Here is a 22,727-nt window from a genome sequence, read left to right on the forward strand (position 1 = left end):
GTACCAAAATCAGAATTGCTGCGTCCTAATACCAACCATAGTTTCGATCTTTCAGCAAACTCAACGACTAAATCCACTTGCAGGTTAGTAACAACCCACGGCCTAACCCATGAAGGAATTTGCCTTTGAACATTATTTTTTAATACTTCAGCTATGTCGAGATCTCTGCAATAAAGGAACCTTGGCAAAATATCCTTCTACGTTTGATGAAATCTTCACGGCTACCCTATTTCATTTTATCAAATGCAAAAAAATTGACGTAAAAAGTCCAAAAGCTCTCATAAAAAAAGCCATTAAACAAGAAATTTTCAAGTGGAAAAGAAGACGATCTGCCAAACAAGAAGAACTACACCAAAAAGATGGAAAGTATCTCTTTAAAGAGAAAAAGCGATTTACCTATTGGACTCAATTCGATGCAGAAAAACACATAATAATTGATCAGCCTAAGGCCGAAGCCCAAATGATGGAAGCGGTGATTATGTTCTGGCTTGGAAAATTTCCCAATTCGACCTATACAGATGTATTCCTAAGATACTATAACGGCATGTCAACTAAGGCCATTTGTCTCCATTACAGCATTGAACCCGCGTATTTTTATGTAATTATTGGAAAGGTTCGAAAATACCTAAAAGACAAGGGATTGGAGTTCTCAAAAGATTACTAAGTCTGTTAAATTCTATAATTATTTCGTTTTCTGATTTAGGTTTTTCCTTTTTCTGACTACCTCCAAATGTAGGGGCATATTTCCCTATGTGACTTAATCAGATTTACAATGGAAGAATCGTGTTCGAATGAGTATCCTGAAAATGGAGAATGGGGAGAAGATGAATTTCAATTTCGTCCAGTAAAAAACACAAAGACCTGCAATAAATGCGGAGAAGAGAAACCCCTAAATCAATTCTCCAAAGACAGTTCCAGGGAATCTAATAACGGCTATAGCTATCGATGTAAATCTTGCGATAAGGATTATCGCACAAATAATTTTATAAGTATGAATGGTCAAGAAAAAAATCGTGAAGGAGTGTCAAATGCGAAGACTAAAGATGGGGTATCTATTCCATTGTTTCGCCCCAAGGGAAACACTGAAATTTTCCTGTATCAATTGGTCGAGCAAGGAAAAGAGAATATTCAGGAATACCAGGATAGAATAGCGCAATTAGAAGGCTATTATATTCAATATCGAGATGAGTCTGAAGAACGTATTCGAAAACTCAGAAGTAAGTTAGAGCAACGAATAAAGAAGCTAAAAAACAAAAACTTCAATTTACGTTCAGAACTGAAGATGTTGCATGCCGAACATGAACTTGAGCAAAGACGAATTCAACAGGATCAGGATTCGGGTTTAGGAGGCATTGCCGATCGAGTATTAGGGAATGAACAGGCGTTAAACAATATTACGTCAATCGGCAAAACTCTGGTTTCTGCATGGGCATCAAAACTTTCTAATAGTTCATTGGATGGGGCTGAAAGAGAAGTGGAAGAAGTCCGAAGCAAAAGTGAATACCATGATCACTTAATGAATTGTTTATTGAAAATGGATCGCATAGAAGCTTTTGTAGTTGGCGAATATCTAAAGATGAAACACTTTGCTGATTCTGTTCAAAAAGTCAAAAGTCAAACCTCTCAAGAAAACACCCCAGGTAATGAATCGCCTGACAGAGAAGCACACAACCACTCGCAACCAAACCTTTAAATGTTAACCCAATAAACTTTGAATTATGAAACTAAGAGGATATATATTCGACGAAGAAGGCTTTATTCTAACTCGATGTGTTTTGGTTTACTATACCAAAAAAGGAAAACTGAAAATGGCAGACCTCAGGTTTACAGCATTTTTTGAAATCAAAAATGTTGATCCCAATGAGCCCGTAAAAATTGAGTTTTTGGACGACTCTGGAAAAACCCATTCTAAAGAGTTTGACGCAAATGAACTTCCCTTTATTATGGGAATAGCAGCGTCAAAAAACCAGGAAATCGTTTTTAACTATGGTCTTGCCACGCATGAAAAAACGGACCAGCTTTTTTGGCTTTTGGATTTTATCAATTGGCTGAACTACAAATATAACGAGCCGAATACCCAAGCATCCAGGGCCTTCCACATGGCTTTTACTCTCGGGCAGACCTTTGGTTAACCCGTCCGATTCACCCTCACCTGCTTGAATTAAGGTAGAAGTCAAAAGGCTTTCTGCGATTGTTGAACCCAAAATGATCAAACAATGATTTCATTGAAACAATCTGAAAAAACCCTTAACTCGGGTAAGGACAAATTCTCTCCCGATCAGGTAGCACAAATCCGGGATTTCTTTTATCAAATAGCCCGAATTCAGGTTCGTGCTTATTTGGACGACCATCGAAAGAAACAGATGGGTAAAAAATCTTCCAAAAGAGCAGCTTAATCAATTTTCATTTTTGTTAACTTGAGTTTGGCCCGCTTGTTGCTTCTGCCTTCGGCAGAAACTTGCGGGCTAACTGGCTTATAACTTCTAAACTATGCATACCAAAAGAGTCATTTTATATTCAAGGGTAAGTACCGATGATCAATCGAATTACAGTCTCCACGACCAAGTGATTCGGCTTAGAGAACATTGCGAAGCCAAAAACTACGAGATCGTTGCTGAATTCAGTGACGATGGATACTCAGCTAGATCCTTTAACCGTCCGGAATTCCAAAAACTCAAAAAATTTGCCCAGGCGAATAAGCGGTCTATTGATCAGTTACTCTTTGTGAATTGGAGTCGGTTTAGTCGAAATGCGGCAGACGCTTACCAAATGATGCAGGAATTCGAAAAGTATGGAATAGAAATTCAATCAGTTGAGCAACCCATTGACTTCAGCATTCCAGAAAGCGCAATTACCCTTGGAGTTTATATTTCGATGCCGCAAGCCGAAAATGCCAGACGAGCGTTGAACATACGTAAAGGAATCAGGCGAGCAAGCCTCATGGGAAGAACCACTAAATTGGCACCTTTCGGTTACAAAAATTCCCGAGATGAAAACAACAGACCCATCGTTATTCCCCATCCTGAAAAATCAAAACTGATTTCCAAGGCATTTGAGCTCGTTGGTTCCGGCTTGTACTCCATCGTTGAGGCGCATAGAATGATGCGTCAAAAAGGATTGGATAGAAGCATTAACCAATTCCACCGAATATTGAGGCACAACTACTATTTAGGAAAAGTCAAAGTTCCTGCTTCAAAAAATGAACCGGAGTTTTGGGTAGAGGGAATACACGAACCACTAGTGTCGGAAGACCTTTTTTACAAAACCCAAAGAGTATTGAAAGGTCTAAAACCAATAGTGGTAAAAAACAACTCCGAAATTGAAGATTCATTGTATCTGCGTGGGCACCTTAAATGTGGATATTGTGGTAGCAATCTTACCGGTTCAGGCTCACGAGGAAAACTGGGCAAAAAATACTATTACTACCACTGTCGCAATGGATGCAAAGAGAGATTTCGAGCCGATCTTATTCACGAAGCAATCCAAAGGTATTTCGCCTCCATCAAGTTTTGCCCTGAATCTGTGGAATTGTATAAAAAAATCTTGAAGGATGTTTTTGAAAGCACCAAGGGAAATGCCAAAAGCAAGGCTAGGGTAATACGGAAAGAAATAAAAGAGCTTTCAGAAAAGAAACAAAGGCTCCAAGATATGCTCCTAAGTGGCAAACTCGAAATTGAGGATTACAGCGAAATGAAGCAGCGAATGGACTTGGAATGCTCCATGAAAAAACAAGAATTGAAAGGGATGGAAAATACCAATTCGGATTTAACCCGTTTACTGAATTGGTCTGTCGGCTTTGTCCAAAACCTCGACAAATACTATGATTCCGCCTCTACTGAGTTAAAAAAGAAACTCATGGTTTCGATCCTTGCCAAACCGATTGTTTTTTTCAAAAATGAAGTTCGAACCCTTGAACTTATCGCCCCTCTCAAACACATCACCCAAGTAATCAATCAATTACAAGAATCAAAAAAGGGATCAAACGACACTGATGCCATTCAATCCCTAGTAGTGGAGTCGGCGGGATTCGAACCCGCGTCCAAACATGGAACAATCCAGCTTTCTACATGTTTATCCTACAATTGGTTTTCGATCCGGATCAGGCCATAGGAAGCCGAATTCCGAACTTATCTTCTTAATCTTATCCTAATACCGAAGCCTTATTAGGACCAGTTCAACCTAATGGACCTCCGGCTACACCCGTTGTTGAACGATCCAGGTGCGGGAGGTACTCGTTCCATACACCTTGTGTAGGAATTAAGCCAATTGCCTTGGGCTATTAAGCTGCGAGTGCATAGTTGTTTTCGCCAACTAAAAAGTTGCAATATCGATTACGGGAGATTCTGCCAAACCCGACATGCTTACTCAACTCTTCATCATGCTGTCAAAACCAGTCGACCCCTGAAATAAAGAACTGACGCAAAAATAGGTCTAAAAAACATTGATTTACCTGTATCTGGCTTATAGCTTGTTAAAGCATTCATTCTGAGTCATCCATACCATCCGAGATTCAAGTAAAATTACCTATTGCCAGCCTGCTTGGAAAATCCAATCTTGCTGTTTCATTCAAACGCACCTTTATGAAATCTCCCCTCCTCTACTCGGCCTTATGCCTCTTGATAATGCTTTCGGCTTGCCAGTCGGAAACGAATAAACCCAAAGATAAACCGATCGTTGAAGCTGAACCAGAAGTGGTTTACAAATTCGCCTTCGTGGGATGCAACCGAGTCAATTACTCGGATCGGGATAACCCGGCGGCAACGAATGCCTCAACGGCAAATGTTCAGGTACTAAAACGAACACTCAACGAGATTGCGGCGGAAAAAGAAAGGCCTGATGTGTTATTCTTTCTAGGAGATTTGGTAGAAGGGCTGTCGGATACTTCAAAGCTTGACACCCAATTGCAAGCCTGGGTGGCACAATATCAGGATCCCGCCTTTAGTAACATTAGCAAAATGGGCATAGAACTGATTGCGGTGCCGGGTAACCACGAAATGCTCTACTACAAGGAGTACCCAGGAGATTCTGTACACGACGAATGGCCACTCCAGGGAGCGACTGATACCTGGCTTAAACACATGAGTCGATACATGCCAAACGATCGTGATCGAATTGGAGGACCGGACAGTTTGGCGAATCGATTGACCTACTCCATTGTTCGAAACCGAATTGGTTTTATCCTGATGAATACGGATACCTATAATGCTATTCGACCAACCGATCCAAAAGGGGATGAAGGCTTGATTCCAACCGATTGGATCATTGCCAAAATCAAGCAATTTCAGAACGATCCCGATATTGACCACGTTTTTGTTTTGGGCCACAAGCCTTATTACGTGAGCGGTGTTCCGGAAACTGGTCATAGAGGACTGCCCGAAGGTCCTGTACTTTGGCCCGCTATGCAAAAGCATCATGTGTTAGCCATGTTGTCCGCCCACGTTCATGATTACCAACGCATGCAACCTCAAGACACAGGCACCTATCAGATCATTGCCGGTAACGGTGGAACGGAGGGTACTGCCACCTTCTTTGGCTATTCTATGATTCATATTCTCAGCAATGGCGAGGTAAAACTTATCTCTAAAGGAGTCGACGTAAATCCCCAACACTACTACCTGGGCATGCCTGATTCTCCCAATTCCGTTAGAGACAGTACAATACTCACCTGGACGAAGAATACGAACCCTTATCGATCAGGAAATTAATTCGCTCTTTTTGATCGTACAAGGCCTTTTGCCAATCGCTTGAATAGGCTATTTTTGCCGGCAAATTTGGAACCCATGGATCAGCTTAAAATCGGCATTATCAGAGAAGGTAAAACTCCACCAGACGAGAGAGTCCCATTGGCACCTGAGCAGGTTGCTGCAATGATGAAGGAATATCCTCAAGTGGAATGGGTGGTTGAAAGTAGCCCGATCCGTCGATTTAAAGACGAAGAATATGCCAACCTGGGTGTATCTGTGGTGACTGATTTAAGCGATTGTGACGTTTTGATGGGTGTAAAAGAGGTTCCCAAGGATCAATTGATTCCGGGAAAAACCTATTTCTTCTTCTCCCACACGATTAAAAAGCAGCCTTACAACCGGGATTTGCTTCGGAAAATCATGGCCGATAAAATTCGCCTGATCGATTACGAATGCCTGACCAATGATAAAGGACGCCGCCTAATCGGATTTGGCCGATATGCTGGAATCGTGGGAGCTTACAACGGTCTTTTGGCCTATGGAAAACGTCATGGTTTATACGACCTAAAGCCGGCCTGGAAATGTGAAGACCGCGCTGAAATGGAAGGTGAATTGGCCAAGGTGAAATTCGATCCGGCAAATCCACCCAAAATGGTATTGACTGGAAATGGTCGTGTTGCTCATGGAGCGATGGAAATTCTATCTGCCTTGTCGATTAAAAAAGTGAGCGCCGATGATTTTCTTACTCAGTCCTATGATGAAGCCGTTTACTGCCAGCTTCGGGTAACCGATTACAACAAAAGAAAAGACGGTGGCGAAGGATCTACCGCGGAGTTTTTCGAGCACCCAGATTTGTATACAGACGATTTTATGCGTTTTGCTCAGGTGTCTGATCTTTATTTTGCCTGTCACTTCTGGAAAGACGGTTCTCCATACTTGTTCACCCGTGAGCAAGCCAAGAGTTCCGATTTCAAAATCGAAGTAGTGGCCGATATTTCCTGCGACATTGATGGACCGGTAGCCTCTACCCTACGTCCATCTACCATCGCCGATCCATTGTACGGATACCTGGCCGAAAGCGAAACCGAAACCGACTGGAACAACCCAGCAGGAATCACCGTGATGGCCGTAGACAATCTACCTTGCGAGCTGCCTAAGGACGCCTCCCGGGACTTTGGTCAAGAGTTCATTCAGAACATTTTGCCAGCCCTGTTAGGAGATGATCCTACCTCGATCATAGATCGCGCCACCATTACCCAGGACGGAGAGCTCACCAGCTACTACTCCTACCTGGCCGATTATGTGGCCTGATACTTGTGGGTACATTTTATCGTTACCTTTGTAGGAACCGACTTCGGTCGTTAAACCAATTTGTACCCTTTTTCATTTAAAATTCGAACAACCATGAGCACCAGCTTTCGGGACGAGGAATGGAAAGAACTGTCCATGCCCGGCTTCCAACCCAAAAAGAAATACGAAATATCGAACCACGGTAGAATTAGAAGTTATGCCCAAAATCCAGAGGGAAGTCTTCTAAAAGCCCATCTTGTAGATGGCTACCCCGCCATTACTTTTCGCATGGCCAATAGAAAGGCCTCGTTAAAGTACATCCACAAACTGGTGGCGCTTCATTTTTTAGCTCCTCCAGAAGAAGGTGAGTCAAGTGTGATTCACCGCGATTTTGTTAAAACCAATAATCACGTGACCAATTTGGCCTGGGCCAATCAGGATTCATTGAATGAGCACCTCTCCAAAAACCCGAACCGAAGAATCGTGTACGGACAAAGAAATTACACCAAGCTCACCGAAACTGAGGTAATCCGGCTTAAGAAGAGAATTTTTGACCCCAAAAGAAGAACCCGGCTCAAAATGCTGGCTCGGGAATTCGGCATCAGCGAAATGCAACTCTACCGAATCAAACGTGGAGAAAACTGGGCTGATGTAGGAATTAACCCGCTGAAGCTGAAACCTCAAAATAGCCAATAGCTTTTTTGAAGTCTGAATATCGAATGTTGAATTTTGAATTCCGATAGACCTCTGTCCAAAACTGTCGGAATTCAAAATTCGATATTCAGAATTCAAAATTCATAACCGTACTTTTGCCCAAAATGATGGCACCTCTACGGTTATTAATCTCCGGACCTGAAAGCACGGGAAAATCAACCCTGGCACAGGAACTTAGCGATCATTTCCAGGCTCCTGTAGTTTGGGAACAAGCGCGACCCTACCTGGAGAAATATGGTCCTGACTACGATTTTGAAGACCTAAAACGCATTGGTGACCTACAATTTGCAGCAGAGAATGAAGCTTTTTCGAAAGCAGAAAAAATGCTCCTCTGCGATACGGGTCCCTTTGTGTTGTGGGTGTGGGCTCACTATACCCTAAGGCAAGAGTATCCCTTTGCCTCGGCGTGGATGGATCAAAAGACCTACGACGGAGTCATCTTATGCTATCCTGATCTTCCCTGGCAGCATGATGATATGCGGGAACATCCCAATTTGGAAGACCGCGACCGACTTTACAAACTTTACGAAACCAACATCTTAAAGCGCTACCCTGAAGCACTCATCTTAAAAGGACAAGGAAAAAGTAGAACCGAGTGTGCAATCCGTTATATAAACGATTTGTCATCTAAAAAAAGGGACTAAATTTGCCCACTGAATGGGGTGCCCGAATGGGCTGAGATCATACCCATCTTCGCTATCACAGCGGGGGAACCTGATCCGGATAATGCCGGCGTAGGAAATTAATTTTATGAAACACAATTTACTTAAATCGCATCGGTGCTGTGGTACATCCCCCGTACTCGGTTCTGCATGCTCAAATCGAAAAGCGATGAAGAAACTCGGCTTTTTAGTACTGTTTGCACTTTGGGGGACAATCCTGCAAGCGCAAACATCAGTGAAAGGAACCGTTACCGGAGAAAACGGTAATGCTATTGTTGGAGCCTCCGTGGCTCTGCTCGAAACCTATCAGGGTGCCTTTTCAGGTGACGATGGGAAGTTTGAAATCTTACAGGTTAAGCCAGGTAACTACAGCATTCAGGTAAGCTATCTGGGTTATGAAAAACAAATCGACTCCATTACAGTCGGTAGCGATCCCCTGGACCTAAACTTCAGTCTAACTCCAAATGCTTTGGTAACGGATGAAATCGTGGTAAGTGCTACCCGAGCTGGAAGTGGTGATCCAATTGCTTCCACCGATCTCGACAAGAAAGAATTGGAACGCAACAACGTTGGACAGGATATGCCTTATGTCCTTCGCTTAACTCCCAGTGTGGTTACCACATCGGATGCGGGTGCAGGAATTGGTTATACCAGTATTCGAATTCGAGGTTCCGACGCAACTCGGATTAACGTAACCATGAATGGTATTCCGATTAATGATGCAGAAAGCCAAGGAGTTTGGTGGGTCAACATGCCTGATTTGGTATCCTCGGTAGACGGAATTCAAGTTCAGCGTGGTGTAGGATCCTCTACCAACGGTGCAGGTGCCTTTGGTGGATCTATTAAAATGCAAACGAACCAGTTGAAGGACAAACCCTATGGAGAAGTTGCTTTGGGCGGTGGATCTTTCAATACCCAAAGAGCCAGCGTAGGTTTTGGAACCGGACTGATCGGTAAGCACTTTACAGTAGATGGACGTCTTTCTACGATTACCTCAGATGGCTACATGGATCGGGCAAGCTCTGATCTAAAATCCTACTATTTGTCTGCAGCTTACGTTGGAAAGAACACCAGCTTAAGGTTGATCACATTTGCCGGAAAGGAAAAAACTTACCAAGCCTGGAACGGAATACCAGGACGATACCTGGACAGTGCCCGCACCTTCAACCCCTATGACTACGACAATGAGGTGGACAACTACGGTCAAACACATTACCAGGCTTTGTTTACCCAAAAAATCAGTGATGCCTGGAGCGCCAATATCAATTTGCACTATACCGATGGTGGCGGCTATTTTGAGCAGTACAAAGGCGATCAATACAATGATTTGCTGAACAAAGGCGGAAAAGAAGACCTTGCTGATTATGGAATGGCTCCAGTAATTATTGGTGGCGATACCATCACCCAGACAAATCTGATTCGTCGTCGTTGGTTAGACAACGATTTCTACGGAACCGTTTTCTCCCTGAACTACGATAAGGGTGGAAAATTGAAAGCCACCTTGGGTGGAGGCTGGAACCAGTATGTGGGTAAGCACTATGGTGAAGTAATTTGGTCGGAGTATAGCAGCAACAGCCAGATTCGTCACCGCTACTATGACAATGACGCTACCAAGAATGACTTTAATGTCTACGCTAAAGCCAATTACCTGGTAGCCAAATTCATCACCATTTCGGCTGACCTTCAGTACCGCAATGTATTTTATGAGTTTACCGGAGTGGATGATCAAGGAAATCCATTGCGTCAAACCGATCAGCTAAACTTCTTTAATCCGAAGGCTGGTTTGATGGTTCGTTTGAATTCTGTGAATGAGCTTTATGCCTCTGCGTCTATGGCCAACAGGGAGCCCAATCGCGATGATTACACCGAAAACACGGCAAGCAATCGTCCAAAGCCAGAGCAAATGATCGATTACGAGTTGGGCTACAACTTGAAGATGAAAAAGCTGAGAGCAAACTTGAACTTCTACTACATGGACTACACGGATCAATTGGTAGTAACAGGTGAGTTAAACGATGTGGGATCAGCTAAAAAAATCAATGTGCCGAAGAGTTACCGTACCGGATTGGAAATGATCATTGGTGTAGCTCCGTTGAATTGGTTGGAATTGAATGCGAATGCAACGATCAGTACCAACAAAATTGAGTCCTTTACTTCCTATCACGATGATTGGAGTACTGGAGAACAAGTGGCCGTTACACGCAACAATACAGACATCGCTTTTTCTCCAAACGTTATCTCAGGTGGTGAATTGCTTTTTAAGCTGCTTGATGACCAGGGAGTTAAGTACCGTTACGATCTGAACGCTTCCCTTCTTGGAAAGTATGTTGGGCCTCAGTACATCGACAATACGCAGAACGATAACCGCAAGCTCGATGGCTACTTCGTAAGCGATTTGCGCCTGGAATTCCGGGTTAGAAAATGGTTATTTAAAGAAGTAGTTGCTTCTTTTCAAGTTAACAATTTGCTGAGCGAAGAATACGTATCCAATGCCTGGAGTTACTCTTTCCGCTCACCTGGATTTGATCCTTCTTCCGGAGATCCTTACGTAAACCACGAAGGTGGAGACCGTTACAATATGATTGGCTACATGCCCAATGCAACCCGGAACTTCCTGTTCGGGTTAACCTTTAAGTTGTAGGCGTTATTGCCCCATAACTGCCTCAAAAGAGCCGCCTTGTTCTCCAACAGGGCGGTTCTTTTTTTTGGTGGGTACTGATTCTGAGTAGTTTGATTTTTTTCGGAACAATTTTTGCCAACGGCTGTATTAAATGAACCGATTCATTTCGGCTTAACAAATGCAAAACCGCTGCGCATAAGGTATCTCGAAGAGTTTATACCTGTATATTTGTGCCGTTAAAAACTATCACATGAAATTTTTAAAATACCTATCATTAGCCATTGTGCTGTTTTCAACTTCCCTGTTGAACGCTCAAATTGACGTAGGAATCAGTACCATATCCTCTCCGGCCACTGGATCTACGGTTAGCCCTGTTGTAACCCAAGTTGGGTTCGACATAAGAAATTACGGGACGATGACACTCCCGATGAATCATTCGGACACCGTTTTTATCGAATGCTTGATCAATAACAATCTGGTTGAAACCTATATTCGACCTCTCGCCACGGCTGCCCTTGCCCCTGGAGCAAGTGAGTCCTGGAACATCAACTTCGATTTTGGTAATTATAACCTGACTCCAGGTTCTACTTTTACCTATTGCTTAAGAACCCGTTTGAAAAGCGACCCCACTTCGTCCAACGATACGCGCTGTGTAAGCTACACCTTAGCTTCTCAAGGCTTCGATTTGGGTGTTGGCCCAGGTTCGGTTGAAATTACCAACCCAACGGGTTATAATCCTAATTCTACGATTCCAATTGGAACTCCATTGAACGAATTGGCCTTTGATGTGGTAAACTACGGTTCCTCATCGGTACCAGCAGGTACAACAATCACCATTGATTTGAAAATTGGAAACGGAACTACCATCCCATTAAGCGGTTCCTTAGGCCAGACCTTGGCTGCAGGTGGTACAACCAACTTTACCATTGATTGTTCTCCTGCCGGGATTGATGAAAGTCTACCTACGGTAACAGGAGGTTTTCAGATTTGTGTAGAAACTACCATGTCAAACGATCCGAACACAAACAATGATGGATCATGCTCCAGTTGGGCGATGGTTACCGGTGGCGGTAGCCAACCAACTATTGATTACCTCTCTACCAATGCAGGTCCTGTAGGTTCCAAAGTGACCGTTTTCGGTAAAAACTTCTCTACTTCAAACATTGCGGTGTACTTCTCACCCGGTGTTCCTGGAAACGTAACGCGAAGTACGTCTACAGAAGTGGATGTTACTGTCCCTGTAGGAGCCAATTCCGGTGTTATTGCTTTGGTATCTAATGGTACGCCAGTAAACGGACCTTATTTTACCGTGACTACTACACCTATCCATACCATTACCTCCATTTCTCCAAATGCAGGTCAAGTAGGTTCTCAAGTTACCATCAACGGTTCTGGATTTAGTACAAACCCTTCAGATCACACCGTTAGATTTGGTTCAGCTGCTGCAGTAGCTACCGTGAATTCGTCAACGGCAAATCAATTGATCGTAACCGTTCCAAACAACGCTGTTACAGGAAATGTAGAGGTTCGGTTAAATGGATTTTTTGCCGTATCTCCTGACACCTTTACTGTGACCACTGGCCCTGTTCCAAGCATCACGGATTTCAATCCTAAAACAGGTGCGCCCGGAATGGAAGTGACCATTACAGGTACCAATTTTGATCCGATTGCGGCTAACAATACGGTTACCTTCAACGGAGCCAACGCTACCGTAAAATCTGGAAATGCTTCTCAATTGATTGTTGAAGTTCCAGCCGGTGCTACCACAGGAAAGATCTCATTGACCACTGGAGGAATTACGGTTCAGTCTGCAACTGACTTCAACGTGGTGACTACTCCTATTATCACTGACTTCAATCCTAAGCAAGGTCCGGTTCAAACTACGGTAACTATTGAAGGATTCAATTTCTCTCCAGTTGCTGCTAACAACACCGTATACTTTGGTACGGCTCAGGCAGGTACTCCAGTAGCTTCGGCTGATGGTAAAAAACTGATTGTAGAAGTGCCTTTCAATGCTAAGGCCGGTGCTCAGTCTGTATCTGTTGAGGTAAATGGATTTACAGAGATTTCTAACATGACTTTCTCGGTTTCTGCCTTGAGCGTTGAAGAAATCAAAGGAGTTAAAATCAACAAGGTATACTACGCTAATAACGAAGTGGTATTGGATCTTCAAAATGCCCAATCGTTAAGCGATTTGAGTTTGAGTGTGTTTAACCTGGAAGGTAAATTGATCGCTACCCGTCAGATTAATGCCGGTACTCAGGTAAATCAGCGTCTTGCTCTTGAGTTAAGCAATGGAACTTATGTAGTGTCTGTTGCCGAAAAAGGACAAGCCCTCGTTGCTAAGAAAATCGTAGTAGCGCAATAATATTTCAGCGAGTCCCGATCTTCGGATTGGGACTCGTTTTCTTTTTCTTTTCAACCCAGCCCGCCCTTCCAGTTGACCTTCTTACCTCTTACCTTCTACCACTTATTTTTTTTACAAATTCCATCCTATTATTGAGGATTCAATGCTTTCTTGCTAAACGGATTTTAGGAAGCCTTTCGATCAAAAATTAGTCCTTTTCGGATATTATCCTTGCCCCATCTTCCTCTCCGAGTTCACGATTTATCTTGTTGATCACCTCGTCCAATTCATGGGCACATTGCTCGATCAATTGAAGGTATTGCATGGAGGCTTGTGGTTCCATTCGGATCAAATCAATGAGTCCTAAAATACTGCTCAAGGGACCTCTAACATGATGAGAATTCAGGAAGGCATAATTCCGCATTTGCTCGTTTTTGCGATTGAGGGTGGCGTTTCTTTTCTCCAATTCTAAGTTGGCTTTTACCAAATCGGTTACATCAAAATTAACGCCCTTTACTTCCATCAATTTGCCTTGAATATACCAGGGCCGTACCCGGGAAATAATGTACCTCGGCCCTTCTTTAGAATGAGGAATTCGGAACATCAACTCCACCTGCTCTCCCGTTCGTTGTACCTCCTCCATGGCATCACGAATCCGTTTCGAATCCTTCGGGTCCATTTGCTCGAAGACCCAATCCACGGAGGGAGGCTTATCGGAAACGGGTAATCCCCACAAGGCAAAATTGCCATTGCTCCATCGGTTTTCACGGGTTTGTACATTTACCCACCAGCTACCCATTTTGGCAATTTTCTCTGAATCGGTAAGGGCTGCTTCGTTGAGTTTTATGCGAAGTTCGCGTTCGGTTAAAGGAGCAATCGGTTTGAAAGTACAGAGGTATCGGGGGCCAGATAACTTCTTCCAGGAAAGCCGGTTCCAACTAATTTCACCTGAAGTAGTACCTATTCTCAACTCCAGAATTCCTTCCTGGTTTTGGCACTCCAAAAAAGATTCTTGAACCCTTTTCAAATCTGCATCATGAACCAAGGAAAGAAATGAATTACCCAGGATGGACGACGGCTTGTGGCCCCATAACCGCTCCAGAGACACGGAAACTTCAACCCACTTAAACTCCTTATCCAACAAAGCAAATACATCACCGGATTCAGTTAAGAGAAGTTGAGAAAGGGCCATTGGTGTCGCAAATTAACTCACTAATTTACCTCCAATAAGTCAGTTCATTTGGAAGCTAAGCGACATTCCGGGGTCAGATGTTAAGCCAGTAGACGAGTTTAAAAACCAAAGAGCGGTTTCGGGGACTCCAAGGAGCATCTGTAGTGCCATAATTATCCGTGTAGACTACATAAAAATCACTCATGGGTCGGAAGCGCCACTGCACCCTGGAGTTCACATTAAAGTTGGTTAACTGGGCATTGTATTGGAAATAGGTTGTCCAGTAGAGGGTGCGGGTGAAAGTTAACTCAACCTTGCTTTGAATCAAATCGAAAAAGGTATGTGCATAGGGCTGAGGCATTCGAATCTCCGTCCGTCTGTAATCCAGGGATAAATTGAGAAAGGGCTGCAACCTCAACCTCATTCCCAAGGTGGCATCAAATACCTGTCCGGTGTAGTATGATCCGTACTTAACGGCGAGTTCTCCATTCAGCTTTCGGCGGATATCAGAATTGTAGGTGGCTTTAACATCGCGGTATTGGTACTTACCAGCTGGATGAGGATCGTTGCCCGAGAAGGTGATATCCCGATCGTAGAGCAGCCAGGTCATCTTTTCACTGTAGCGAAGTACCCAGCCTGAGGTGTTGGTTCGATTCTGCTCCCAGCTGACCTGAAAATCGTAGTCGGTGGTTTCAAAATTGACGTCCATGTATTGATCCAAATACAGGCTAAACTGGTTGTTTACAATCTTGCTGTTTTTCGGATAGGTCCGGTAGGTCAGTTTGGGCTCCAACCTCCAATACCCTTGACGAACCACCGTGTCCTGAATGGGGTTAAACCGGCGATTTCGGGGAACGAAGCCCGTTTGTGCTTCATAGTTTTTCGCCACGTATTCATGATTCCACATCACAAACCAATGATGGCTATTGTACATTAACCAAGAGGCATGGGCATCCGAATACTTGTAGTTTTCCGGAACGAATGACTTGTGGTAAAAGACTTTTCCTCGCCACTTGTTGTCGGCTGAATAAATATCATAATCCACACCAAGAACCCGGTTGTAATCATTCACCGAAAAACGGTTGTTGGCAAAGGCCTGTCGATTTACCGCGATCACCCCAATGTTGCTTCGTCCAAAAATTTGCTGCTGAAAAGCGGCCACCGAGTAATTCTGCCCATCCAGCTTAAAATCTGAGGTTTCCAAAGGTGCGGTTTGCATGGTCATAGCGCCAACCCGCAGTTTCCGAGACAGCTTACCGCTTATTCTTGCCCCACCAATAATCGGCACTACCTCTCCCCGATGCAATCCGATACGACGGCTAAAAAAGGGCCGTATTTGCCGGAAGCCAAACTTGGCGAAGAGGTCAGAATTCTCAATAAAAAAGGTTCGTTTTTCAGGAAAGAAAAGTTCAAATCGGCTAAGGTTAGTCACTTGATCATCCACCTCAACCTGGGAGAAATCCGGGTTGATCGTCAAGTCCAAATTCAGCGATGGAGTTAATACGATCTTGGCGTCTCCACCGGCATTGGCTGACAACTTGGTTGCTTCACCATTTTCCATATCCTGCTCAGCCCGAGCAATTGCGTAGGGTATTATCGATACGTTGCGTTTCGCTTTTTCTATGGGTCTATCCCAGGTCAAAGCTCCGGTATTGGACAAGGTAGAGGTGCTAAAGTTGAAAGGAACCTGGGCCCAGGTTGCAATTTCATTATCCTTAAAAGTCGTACGGCTAAAGTTGATATTCCAGTTTTCCAACCCGGTTTTATAGCGAATCGATTTAAGCGGAATAGCCATTTCCAAAGTCCAATAATCGCCCCAATCTTTTACTTCTGAGTACCAGATGTGATCCCAAACATTATCAATGTTGCTTCCATTTTGAAGGGCTCCCTCCATTTGAGTTCCCAGCGGATTCAGGGCAAATACAAATCCATTGACTTGATCGTTGAAGGGATCGATATAGACCGCAAAATGGTCGTTGGTCATCAGATCAAAATCCCGTTTTAAGGATTGTAAAACATACTCCTTCCGAGATTGATTCCGGCATATAGCAGCCACATAAATAAAGCGATCGTTGTAGGTCATCATCACCTCCGTACGGTTGACCGAAGGCGCACTATCAGTCGGATAGTGTTGAATAAACTGAGAAATGGTGTCTGCATTTTTCCAGCAGAAATCATCGAGCAGCCCATCCACCTTAACCACAGAATCCGTTTTGGATATGGACATGGCAGGCCGGGTTTGCGCCATTGATCGGTTTACGGTGATCAACAGCAGAAGCAATATCCCCAAAAGCACTCGTTTCATTCCCGGCCCAAAGGTACACTTATCCCCTTCCCATAAGAGCTAAAAATGAGCAAACCACCCCTTGCTGAACCTAAGCCGACAAAACCTAATTTTGCCGGCAATGAGTTACTTTCTCACGGCCTGTTTGTACTACCTCGTGCTGTTTCCTATCAGCAGTCTCCCCATGAAGGTACTTTATGGCTTTTCCAACTTTTTGTTTTTCCTCATGTACCGGGTGGTAGGCTACCGAAGAAAGGTGGTTCAGATGAACCTTAGAAATTCCTTTCCCGAGAAATCGGACCAGGAACTTCAGGACATTGAAAAGAAATTCTACGAGCAGTTCTGTGACAACCTCATTGAAAGTGTAAAAGGATTGACCCTGAGTCCAGAGTTCATCAAAAAACGCATGGTTTGTCGCAATCCGGAATTACTCGACCGCTACTTTGAGCAAGGCAAGTCCGTGATTATTACTACCGGACACTACTACAGCTGGGAATGGTGGTTTCTCGCCATAGATATGCCGGTTAAGCACAAAATCGTATTAATCTATAAGCAATTGAGCAACGCCTATCTGGAAGGGAAACTAAAATCGGTTCGCTCTTCCTTTGGGCTACTGCCCCTGGCTTTTCAGGATGTAAGAGGCTTTTTTGCAGAAAAAGAAAATGGAAGCTTCGGTTACATTTTTGGAAGCGACCAGGCTCCTCATAAGGCCAACAAGGCGTATTGGGTTCATTTTCTAAATCAGGAAACTCCTGTGGCCTTTGGGGCGGAGAAGTTTGCCGTGGAAAAAGACATCCCTGTTGTTTTTTGCCGAATCAATCGGCTGAAACGTGGCCACTTTGAGTTTGAATACCTCGATGTTTGCTCCGATCCTAAAGAAACCAACCATGGAGACATTACCAAGAAGTTTACCCTTCTGCTCGAGCAAACCATTCAACGAGATCCAGTAGGCTGGCTTTGGACCCATAAACGTTGGAAGCGGGAGAAACCGGAAGGAATGGACGTCCATTCTTTATAAATGGTTTCCGTCTCATTCTTTGAGTAGATTATTCCCTTTGTTACTTCTCTGTTGTCAGTGATCGTTTCACTCAGCTGTAACTGTATCCAACACATTAAAAACTGAATAATGGATTTGAAATGGATATGAAGCGCGTAGTTACAAACTACGCTTAGTTTTGGAAGGAATGGACGTTCATTCCTTGATTGAAGAGTAAAAAGAAAAGCCCCTTCAGTCAAGCTAGGCTCTTCCAAAGGGGCTTTAGGATTAGGTTCTAATCGCGATTAGGGAAAGTATACACGTTGATTAGAAAACTCACCTTGACGTCCAAGCATTCTAACGATATAAATACCGTGAAGACTGGAAGCATCAAAACTTTGAGTCACCGTATTCAACTCCAACTTTTCTTGCATCACCACACGTCCATTCAAATCCAGAACAAACAGGTCGGCGAAAGTCTGATTCGCCTGCTCGTAGTTCACGGTCAAACGATGCTGAATAACGGCCACCCGGATAGCTTGCTCATCCTCTACATCATCCTGAACGGAGGAAACTACACCTGCAGAACGGGTTCCGGTAGAACAGTCGTCGATGTCAACCCATACAGAGTTTACTCCAGGTTCGTCGCCAGCATTGGCATACCATTGGTTTACCCATACATCACCATTGTGTACAACGGTATCGGCGTATCCAGTGGCGTAGATTACAGCGGCATCCCAAATGCGGTAGCCACATAACTTAGGCTCGGTAGAAGGATTACAGTAGAAATCAAATTTCCATCCTGTACTTACTCCAGGTGTATCGGTAGCTGCTAACCACCAGTCGTTGTGGTACACTTTGCCATCGTACTTCACATAGCTTCCGGCAGTGGCGTATACTTGAGGAACCCAGTTTGCAATGGTATCACAAGGAGAACCGGTGGTACTTGGCGCACTTACGCTAAAGCTTACGCTGGCGGTATCGGCCTTTCCAGTACTATCCGTAGCAATAGCAGTAAGGCTAAAGCTTCCGTAGGCTGCTGGAGTCCAACCGGCTGAATAACTGTTTCCAGAGGCCACAGCATTCAAGGTTTGCCCTCCAATCTGGAATTGCACGGTAGCGAGATCACCGTCCGCATCGGTAGCAGTAGCTTGAAGATTAATGGACTGCAAACTGGCTTGTACCAAATCGGCACCGGCCAATGGGTAGCTGATGCCAACCACAGGTGCCTGGGAAGTGCTCACATTTTGAACGGTGAAGGTTACAACAGATGTACTACTTGCTCCATCGTTGTCGGTAGCTGTTACAGTTAAGGAGTAGTTTCCATACGCCGCTGGAGTCCAACTGGTGCTATATAGGCTACCTTGAGCTGACCCGGACAACGTTTGTCCATTGATCGCAAAATCCACAGAGGTTACCGCATCGTCATCGGTAACGGTTGCCACCAGGGTAATTGGGGCTAATGTAGCCGCAGTAATCACCGCTTGGTCCGCTGGAGAAACGCCACTGATAACTGGTGCCAGATTACCAGATGTTCCACAGTTCTGTACAAATTCCCAAACTTGGTTTACGCCAGGCTCTTCACCTGGATTCGCATACCATTTGTTTTTGTAAATCTTGTTGTTGTGCGCTACTTGCTGATTAGGCGTTGGGTAAGCCAGGCTTGCATCCCAGGCAGCAATGCCCTCACATCCGGTAGAGGTAGACTCATCGATAATGGTCACCTGAATACTGGCTGTAATAGAATCAGTTGCAGTGTAGGCAATAGCCTCTAAAGTATAAGTAGTAAAGGCACTTGGAGTCCAATCTACGGAAGCCGAGGTATAAGTCACTCCTTCCACGATGGTAGCCGTACTTAGGATCTCATTGTTAGGATCCATGAGGGTAATGGCTACAGGAACGGTGTCTCCTAAAGTGATGGCAATAGTACTGTTGTGTACCGGTGCCTGGAATGCGATTCCGGCTACATGGTTACACTCTTGGTAATCGATTTGGAAAGCGGGCATGTTGGCACATCCCAACTCCAAAGGATTATCGGATCCGTCCAAGGCCATTCCTATACCAATAATGTCAGTATAGCGATCAAAGTGCGCAATACGGCCCAACACTTTTGCATTTTCGGTTCCGCCGTTACACTCAATTCCACCGTTGATGATGTTCACAGTAGCTCCAAATCCCGGACGCAACCCACTCTGAATTTGAGCTGGGGTAGCAACCCAATTACCTACCATTACGTCATGGCAAGATGGCTTAGGGTATTGCGGAGTCATCCAAAACCAAATGGCTGTTTGAAAGGCCAATACACCGTCAGAAGCAACCAAATCAGGATTGGACAGCAATACGTTTTTGTCTCCATACAGGAATTCACTCACTTGTCCGTAGTTGTAGTTCCAGCTCAACTGAATCGGTCCACGGCCGTGGTAAGACTTACCCGCAACAGCAGGATATTGGGCATTTCCGGCATCCACGTAACCAATGTTGTTGGTACCGGCATAACCTTGTTCCTCTTTGAAGTGAAGCCCCCAGGCATATTGTCCACCTGGTGCAGTAGGCCACCCGCCAGTAGTTTCCTGAGAAATGTTGGCCAAGAACGCCATCAAATCACGCTGCTTGGTTTCGAGAGAACCTGTGTTGGCAAAGTTTCCGTAGTCCACCACTTCGGTCATTATCTGAGCGGAATGCCCATCAAATCCAGCATCGTTGCGAATCACAGTAGTTACCCCAGTGGTTTTGTCCTTCCGGGTAATCTTGTACAAATTCGTAGCACATCTTCTTTCAAAAGTCACTTCAATATTGGCCATTTTACCCAAGGCTGAAATGAAGTTGTTGTAGCTGAAGAAGTCGTTTGTGATCACGTAGTTGTTGCCCACAAAACTTCCACCATGACGGTAAGGGAATAAACTATCCCACTGAGTAGCGGTAATCAAGGTTCCTGTTGGAGGAGTGGTCAATTGATTAACGCTAAAGGCTACGCTTTTCCGTAAAGTATCTCCTTTGGCATTGGCCGCTTCCACAGCCAGGGTGTAGTTTCCAAAAGCCGAAGGAACAAAGTCAAACGTATAATCGCTTCCCACTTGCTGAAAGCTCATGGCAGTATTGTTTACGGTAAATGCAGTGTATACGATACTTGAGCTGGTATCTTCGATGGACACAGCCATAGGAATGGTATCCAAGGCGGTTTGACTAATGACCTGACCATTGGCCGGGTTGTTAATCACCACTTTCAAGTGAGATGCTGGTGGAGGGGTAATGGTTCCACCACCTAAAGTGTCTTTAGAAACAAATACACGGTTTAGTGCATTTACCAAAGGCGCTGAGGTACTTGGTGCATGAGGCAGTTTGTTGGAATAGGTTTGAGTAACCGTACCAGGAACCAAATCACCGAAGGCATGCCAGATGATTACACCACCAATATTGTGGGTGTTCACATACTTGGCTTTTTCCTCAACGGATTGAACGTTGTCATAACTCAGAAAGTAGTTGCCCTTGGTTAGGTAAGGAACCTTGGCTTCATTATCCCAGTGATAGGTCCAGCCATTGGCCGAATCGTTTTTGATGGCATAGTGTGTTGGAGTTCCATCAAAAGGTCCCCAATTGGTGTAATCGGCAGCCGTCATCACCAATCCGTCAGGAGAGATGTTTTTAGACACTTTTACCGTTGGAGCATTCAACTGAGCACTTCCATTGGTGATTACACCACGCCCGTAAAAAGCAACTCCCATGTTAATTTGACTTGGGTTTACGCCTTGAGATACGAGAAACTTAAAGGTACTGTCCCAAGACATTCCAGCTTCTTCCTCATTGGTGTAAGGATACAACGGAGAATTGTGTCCGGCTTTGTTGCTCCACCCGCCATGCATGTCGTAAGTCATCATGTTGAAGTAATCCATGGTGGTGCTCAAGGCAGACCAGTTGAACCCGTTCAGTTTAACCGAGGAAGCATTAAATGCTGCCGTCAACAACTTGTTGGGGCCAATAGCAGCTCTGATTTCGGTCATCAAGGTTTGAAAGTTGGCGTAATCAGCGTTAGAACCGGTGAAGTTCATCCCACTGAATGCACCTGGAAACTCCCAGTCGATATCGATACCATCAAATCCCATGTTGATGAGCTTCTGGCAATCTTCTACAAACTTCTTTCTCTTGGCAGAATCAGCCGCCACATCAGGGAAGTGCTTAGACATACTCCATCCACCGATAGAGGCCATCAATTTCACGCCATTGTCGTGAGCCAGTTCCATTACTCCTTTGGCACCACCAGGCTTTGGCAATGACAAGGGGTAACTACCTGTTTCATTGGTCTGGGTATTAATCCACCCCGTTCCGTTCGGGTCACCTTTGTAGTGGTAGTCGCGGAATGCCCAGTAGTCAGCGTGTGTGGGTTGCTGATCCAGGTTTGTGGGCAAGTAGTGGATAATCTGGATATCACCGTACAGCAACCAGTAGTCCCAGCTGGAGTAGGTATCGCTAAACAACAATTCCCCAGGCTGCTGGTCCACGCCCTGTTGGTGGATATTAGGATCCCGAAGGTCGCCACTATGCAAACTTCCGTCCACCGCTACTCCAAAGAAGGACCAGTTGAGCATGGTGTATTGGCTGTAATCTATGTTAAGTTGGTTGTAGAATCCTTTCGGCACTCCGTGGTTCGCTCCTTTCCAGGCATCCCACTGCGTGAAATAACCTATGACTTCCTTTTGGTGCTGATTCTTCGTGTATTGATAGTTTGACGTTTGAGCACTTAACTGGGAAAATGCTAAAGTCAAAATCAACAAGAAGAGGTTTCTTGACCCCGTTGCCATTTCATTTAAGAAAGGCCAGGATGCTTTTTTTTCAAGTGTGTTACCTATCATAGTTAAAAATTTTGATGAATAAAGGATGCTGATACGCAGCCACTTAGAAGGAGGATTCGTTAAAAAGGGTGAAAGAAAACTTTCACTTCTTTAACATTTTGAGATGGTGATTTGCAAACTTTTTAGCGGATT

At 44.4% G+C, this 22,727-nt stretch carries 14 protein-coding genes, 1 other RNA gene, 2 pseudogenes and 1 riboswitch; of the genes and pseudogenes, 13 read left to right on the forward strand and 4 right to left on the reverse strand.

Features of this window, described 5'->3' with window-relative positions; all coding sequences use genetic code 11:
- Positions 1 to 181 precede the first annotated feature (181 nt).
- From KFE98_01625 to KFE98_01650, 6 genes and pseudogenes are all read left to right on the forward strand, one after another.
- Positions 182 to 664, forward strand: coding sequence for a hypothetical protein (locus KFE98_01625; protein UTW62885.1), 483 nt, complete (start codon positions 182 to 184; stop codon positions 662 to 664).
- 108 nt (positions 665 to 772) lie between these two features.
- The gene (locus KFE98_01630; GenBank protein ID UTW62886.1) at positions 773 to 1,693 is read left to right on the forward strand and encodes a hypothetical protein; all 921 of its coding nucleotides are present in this window, start codon (positions 773 to 775) and stop codon (positions 1,691 to 1,693) included.
- A 25-nt stretch (positions 1,694 to 1,718) separates the two neighbouring features.
- On the forward strand, positions 1,719 to 2,132 hold the full coding sequence (locus KFE98_01635) for a hypothetical protein (GenBank protein UTW62887.1): 414 nt from the start codon (positions 1,719 to 1,721) through the stop codon (positions 2,130 to 2,132).
- Positions 2,133 to 2,216: 84 nt separating this feature from the next.
- Complete coding sequence (locus KFE98_01640; GenBank protein ID UTW62888.1) at positions 2,217 to 2,396, forward strand: hypothetical protein; 180 nt, start codon at positions 2,217 to 2,219, stop codon at positions 2,394 to 2,396.
- Positions 2,397 to 2,490: 94 nt separating this feature from the next.
- Positions 2,491 to 2,949 (forward strand): annotated as a pseudogene (locus KFE98_01645) (recombinase family protein).
- A 276-nt stretch (positions 2,950 to 3,225) separates the two neighbouring features.
- Positions 3,226 to 3,468 (forward strand): annotated as a pseudogene (locus KFE98_01650) (recombinase zinc beta ribbon domain-containing protein).
- A 541-nt stretch (positions 3,469 to 4,009) separates the two neighbouring features.
- Here the strand turns inward: KFE98_01650 and ssrA are convergent.
- Positions 4,010 to 4,402: a transfer-messenger RNA gene (ssrA, locus tag KFE98_01655) on the reverse strand.
- Between the two features lie 178 nt (positions 4,403 to 4,580).
- Between ssrA and KFE98_01660 the strand changes: the two genes are divergently transcribed.
- The 6 genes from KFE98_01660 (at position 4,581) to KFE98_01685 (ending at position 13,338) form a co-directional block, all read left to right on the forward strand.
- Positions 4,581 to 5,705 (forward strand): metallophosphoesterase, encoded by a 1,125-nt coding sequence (locus tag KFE98_01660; GenBank protein ID UTW62889.1) that lies wholly within the window; start codon positions 4,581 to 4,583, stop codon positions 5,703 to 5,705.
- Between the two features lie 75 nt (positions 5,706 to 5,780).
- A complete protein-coding gene (locus KFE98_01665; protein UTW62890.1) occupies positions 5,781 to 6,995 on the forward strand; it encodes an alanine dehydrogenase in 1,215 nt (404 codons plus the stop codon).
- 93 nt (positions 6,996 to 7,088) lie between these two features.
- The gene (locus tag KFE98_01670) at positions 7,089 to 7,670 is read left to right on the forward strand and encodes an HNH endonuclease (GenBank protein ID UTW62891.1); all 582 of its coding nucleotides are present in this window, start codon (positions 7,089 to 7,091) and stop codon (positions 7,668 to 7,670) included.
- A gap of 122 nt (positions 7,671 to 7,792) precedes the next feature.
- Complete coding sequence (locus KFE98_01675; protein ID UTW62892.1) at positions 7,793 to 8,332, forward strand: ATP-binding protein; 540 nt, start codon at positions 7,793 to 7,795, stop codon at positions 8,330 to 8,332.
- Between the two features lie 4 nt (positions 8,333 to 8,336).
- A riboswitch (TPP riboswitch) is annotated at positions 8,337 to 8,446 on the forward strand.
- 73 nt (positions 8,447 to 8,519) lie between these two features.
- On the forward strand, positions 8,520 to 10,991 hold the full coding sequence (locus KFE98_01680; GenBank protein UTW62893.1) for a TonB-dependent receptor: 2,472 nt from the start codon (positions 8,520 to 8,522) through the stop codon (positions 10,989 to 10,991).
- 229 nt (positions 10,992 to 11,220) lie between these two features.
- On the forward strand, positions 11,221 to 13,338 hold the full coding sequence (locus tag KFE98_01685; GenBank protein ID UTW62894.1) for an IPT/TIG domain-containing protein: 2,118 nt from the start codon (positions 11,221 to 11,223) through the stop codon (positions 13,336 to 13,338).
- A 187-nt stretch (positions 13,339 to 13,525) separates the two neighbouring features.
- Here KFE98_01685 and KFE98_01690 read toward each other — a convergent pair whose 3' ends face one another.
- Positions 13,526 to 14,509: a PAS domain-containing protein gene (locus tag KFE98_01690; protein ID UTW62895.1), complete on the reverse strand. Its 984-nt coding sequence runs from the start codon at positions 14,507 to 14,509 to the stop codon at positions 13,526 to 13,528.
- 73 nt (positions 14,510 to 14,582) lie between these two features.
- The gene (locus KFE98_01695) at positions 14,583 to 16,793 is read right to left on the reverse strand and encodes a carbohydrate binding family 9 domain-containing protein (GenBank protein ID UTW62896.1); all 2,211 of its coding nucleotides are present in this window, start codon (positions 16,791 to 16,793) and stop codon (positions 14,583 to 14,585) included.
- A gap of 100 nt (positions 16,794 to 16,893) precedes the next feature.
- Here KFE98_01695 and KFE98_01700 point away from each other — a divergent pair, with 100 nt between their 5' ends.
- Entirely contained in the window at positions 16,894 to 17,790 is an 897-nt protein-coding gene (locus KFE98_01700; GenBank protein UTW62897.1) for a lysophospholipid acyltransferase family protein, read from the forward strand.
- A gap of 263 nt (positions 17,791 to 18,053) precedes the next feature.
- Here the strand turns inward: KFE98_01700 and KFE98_01705 are convergent, their stop codons facing one another.
- Complete coding sequence (locus KFE98_01705; GenBank protein UTW62898.1) at positions 18,054 to 22,595, reverse strand: hypothetical protein; 4,542 nt, start codon at positions 22,593 to 22,595, stop codon at positions 18,054 to 18,056.
- Positions 22,596 to 22,727: the final 132 nt, after the last annotated feature.

The sequence above is a fragment of the bacterium SCSIO 12741 genome (genome assembly GCA_024398055.1).
GTDB lineage: Bacteria > Bacteroidota > Bacteroidia > Flavobacteriales_G > Salibacteraceae > SCSIO-12741.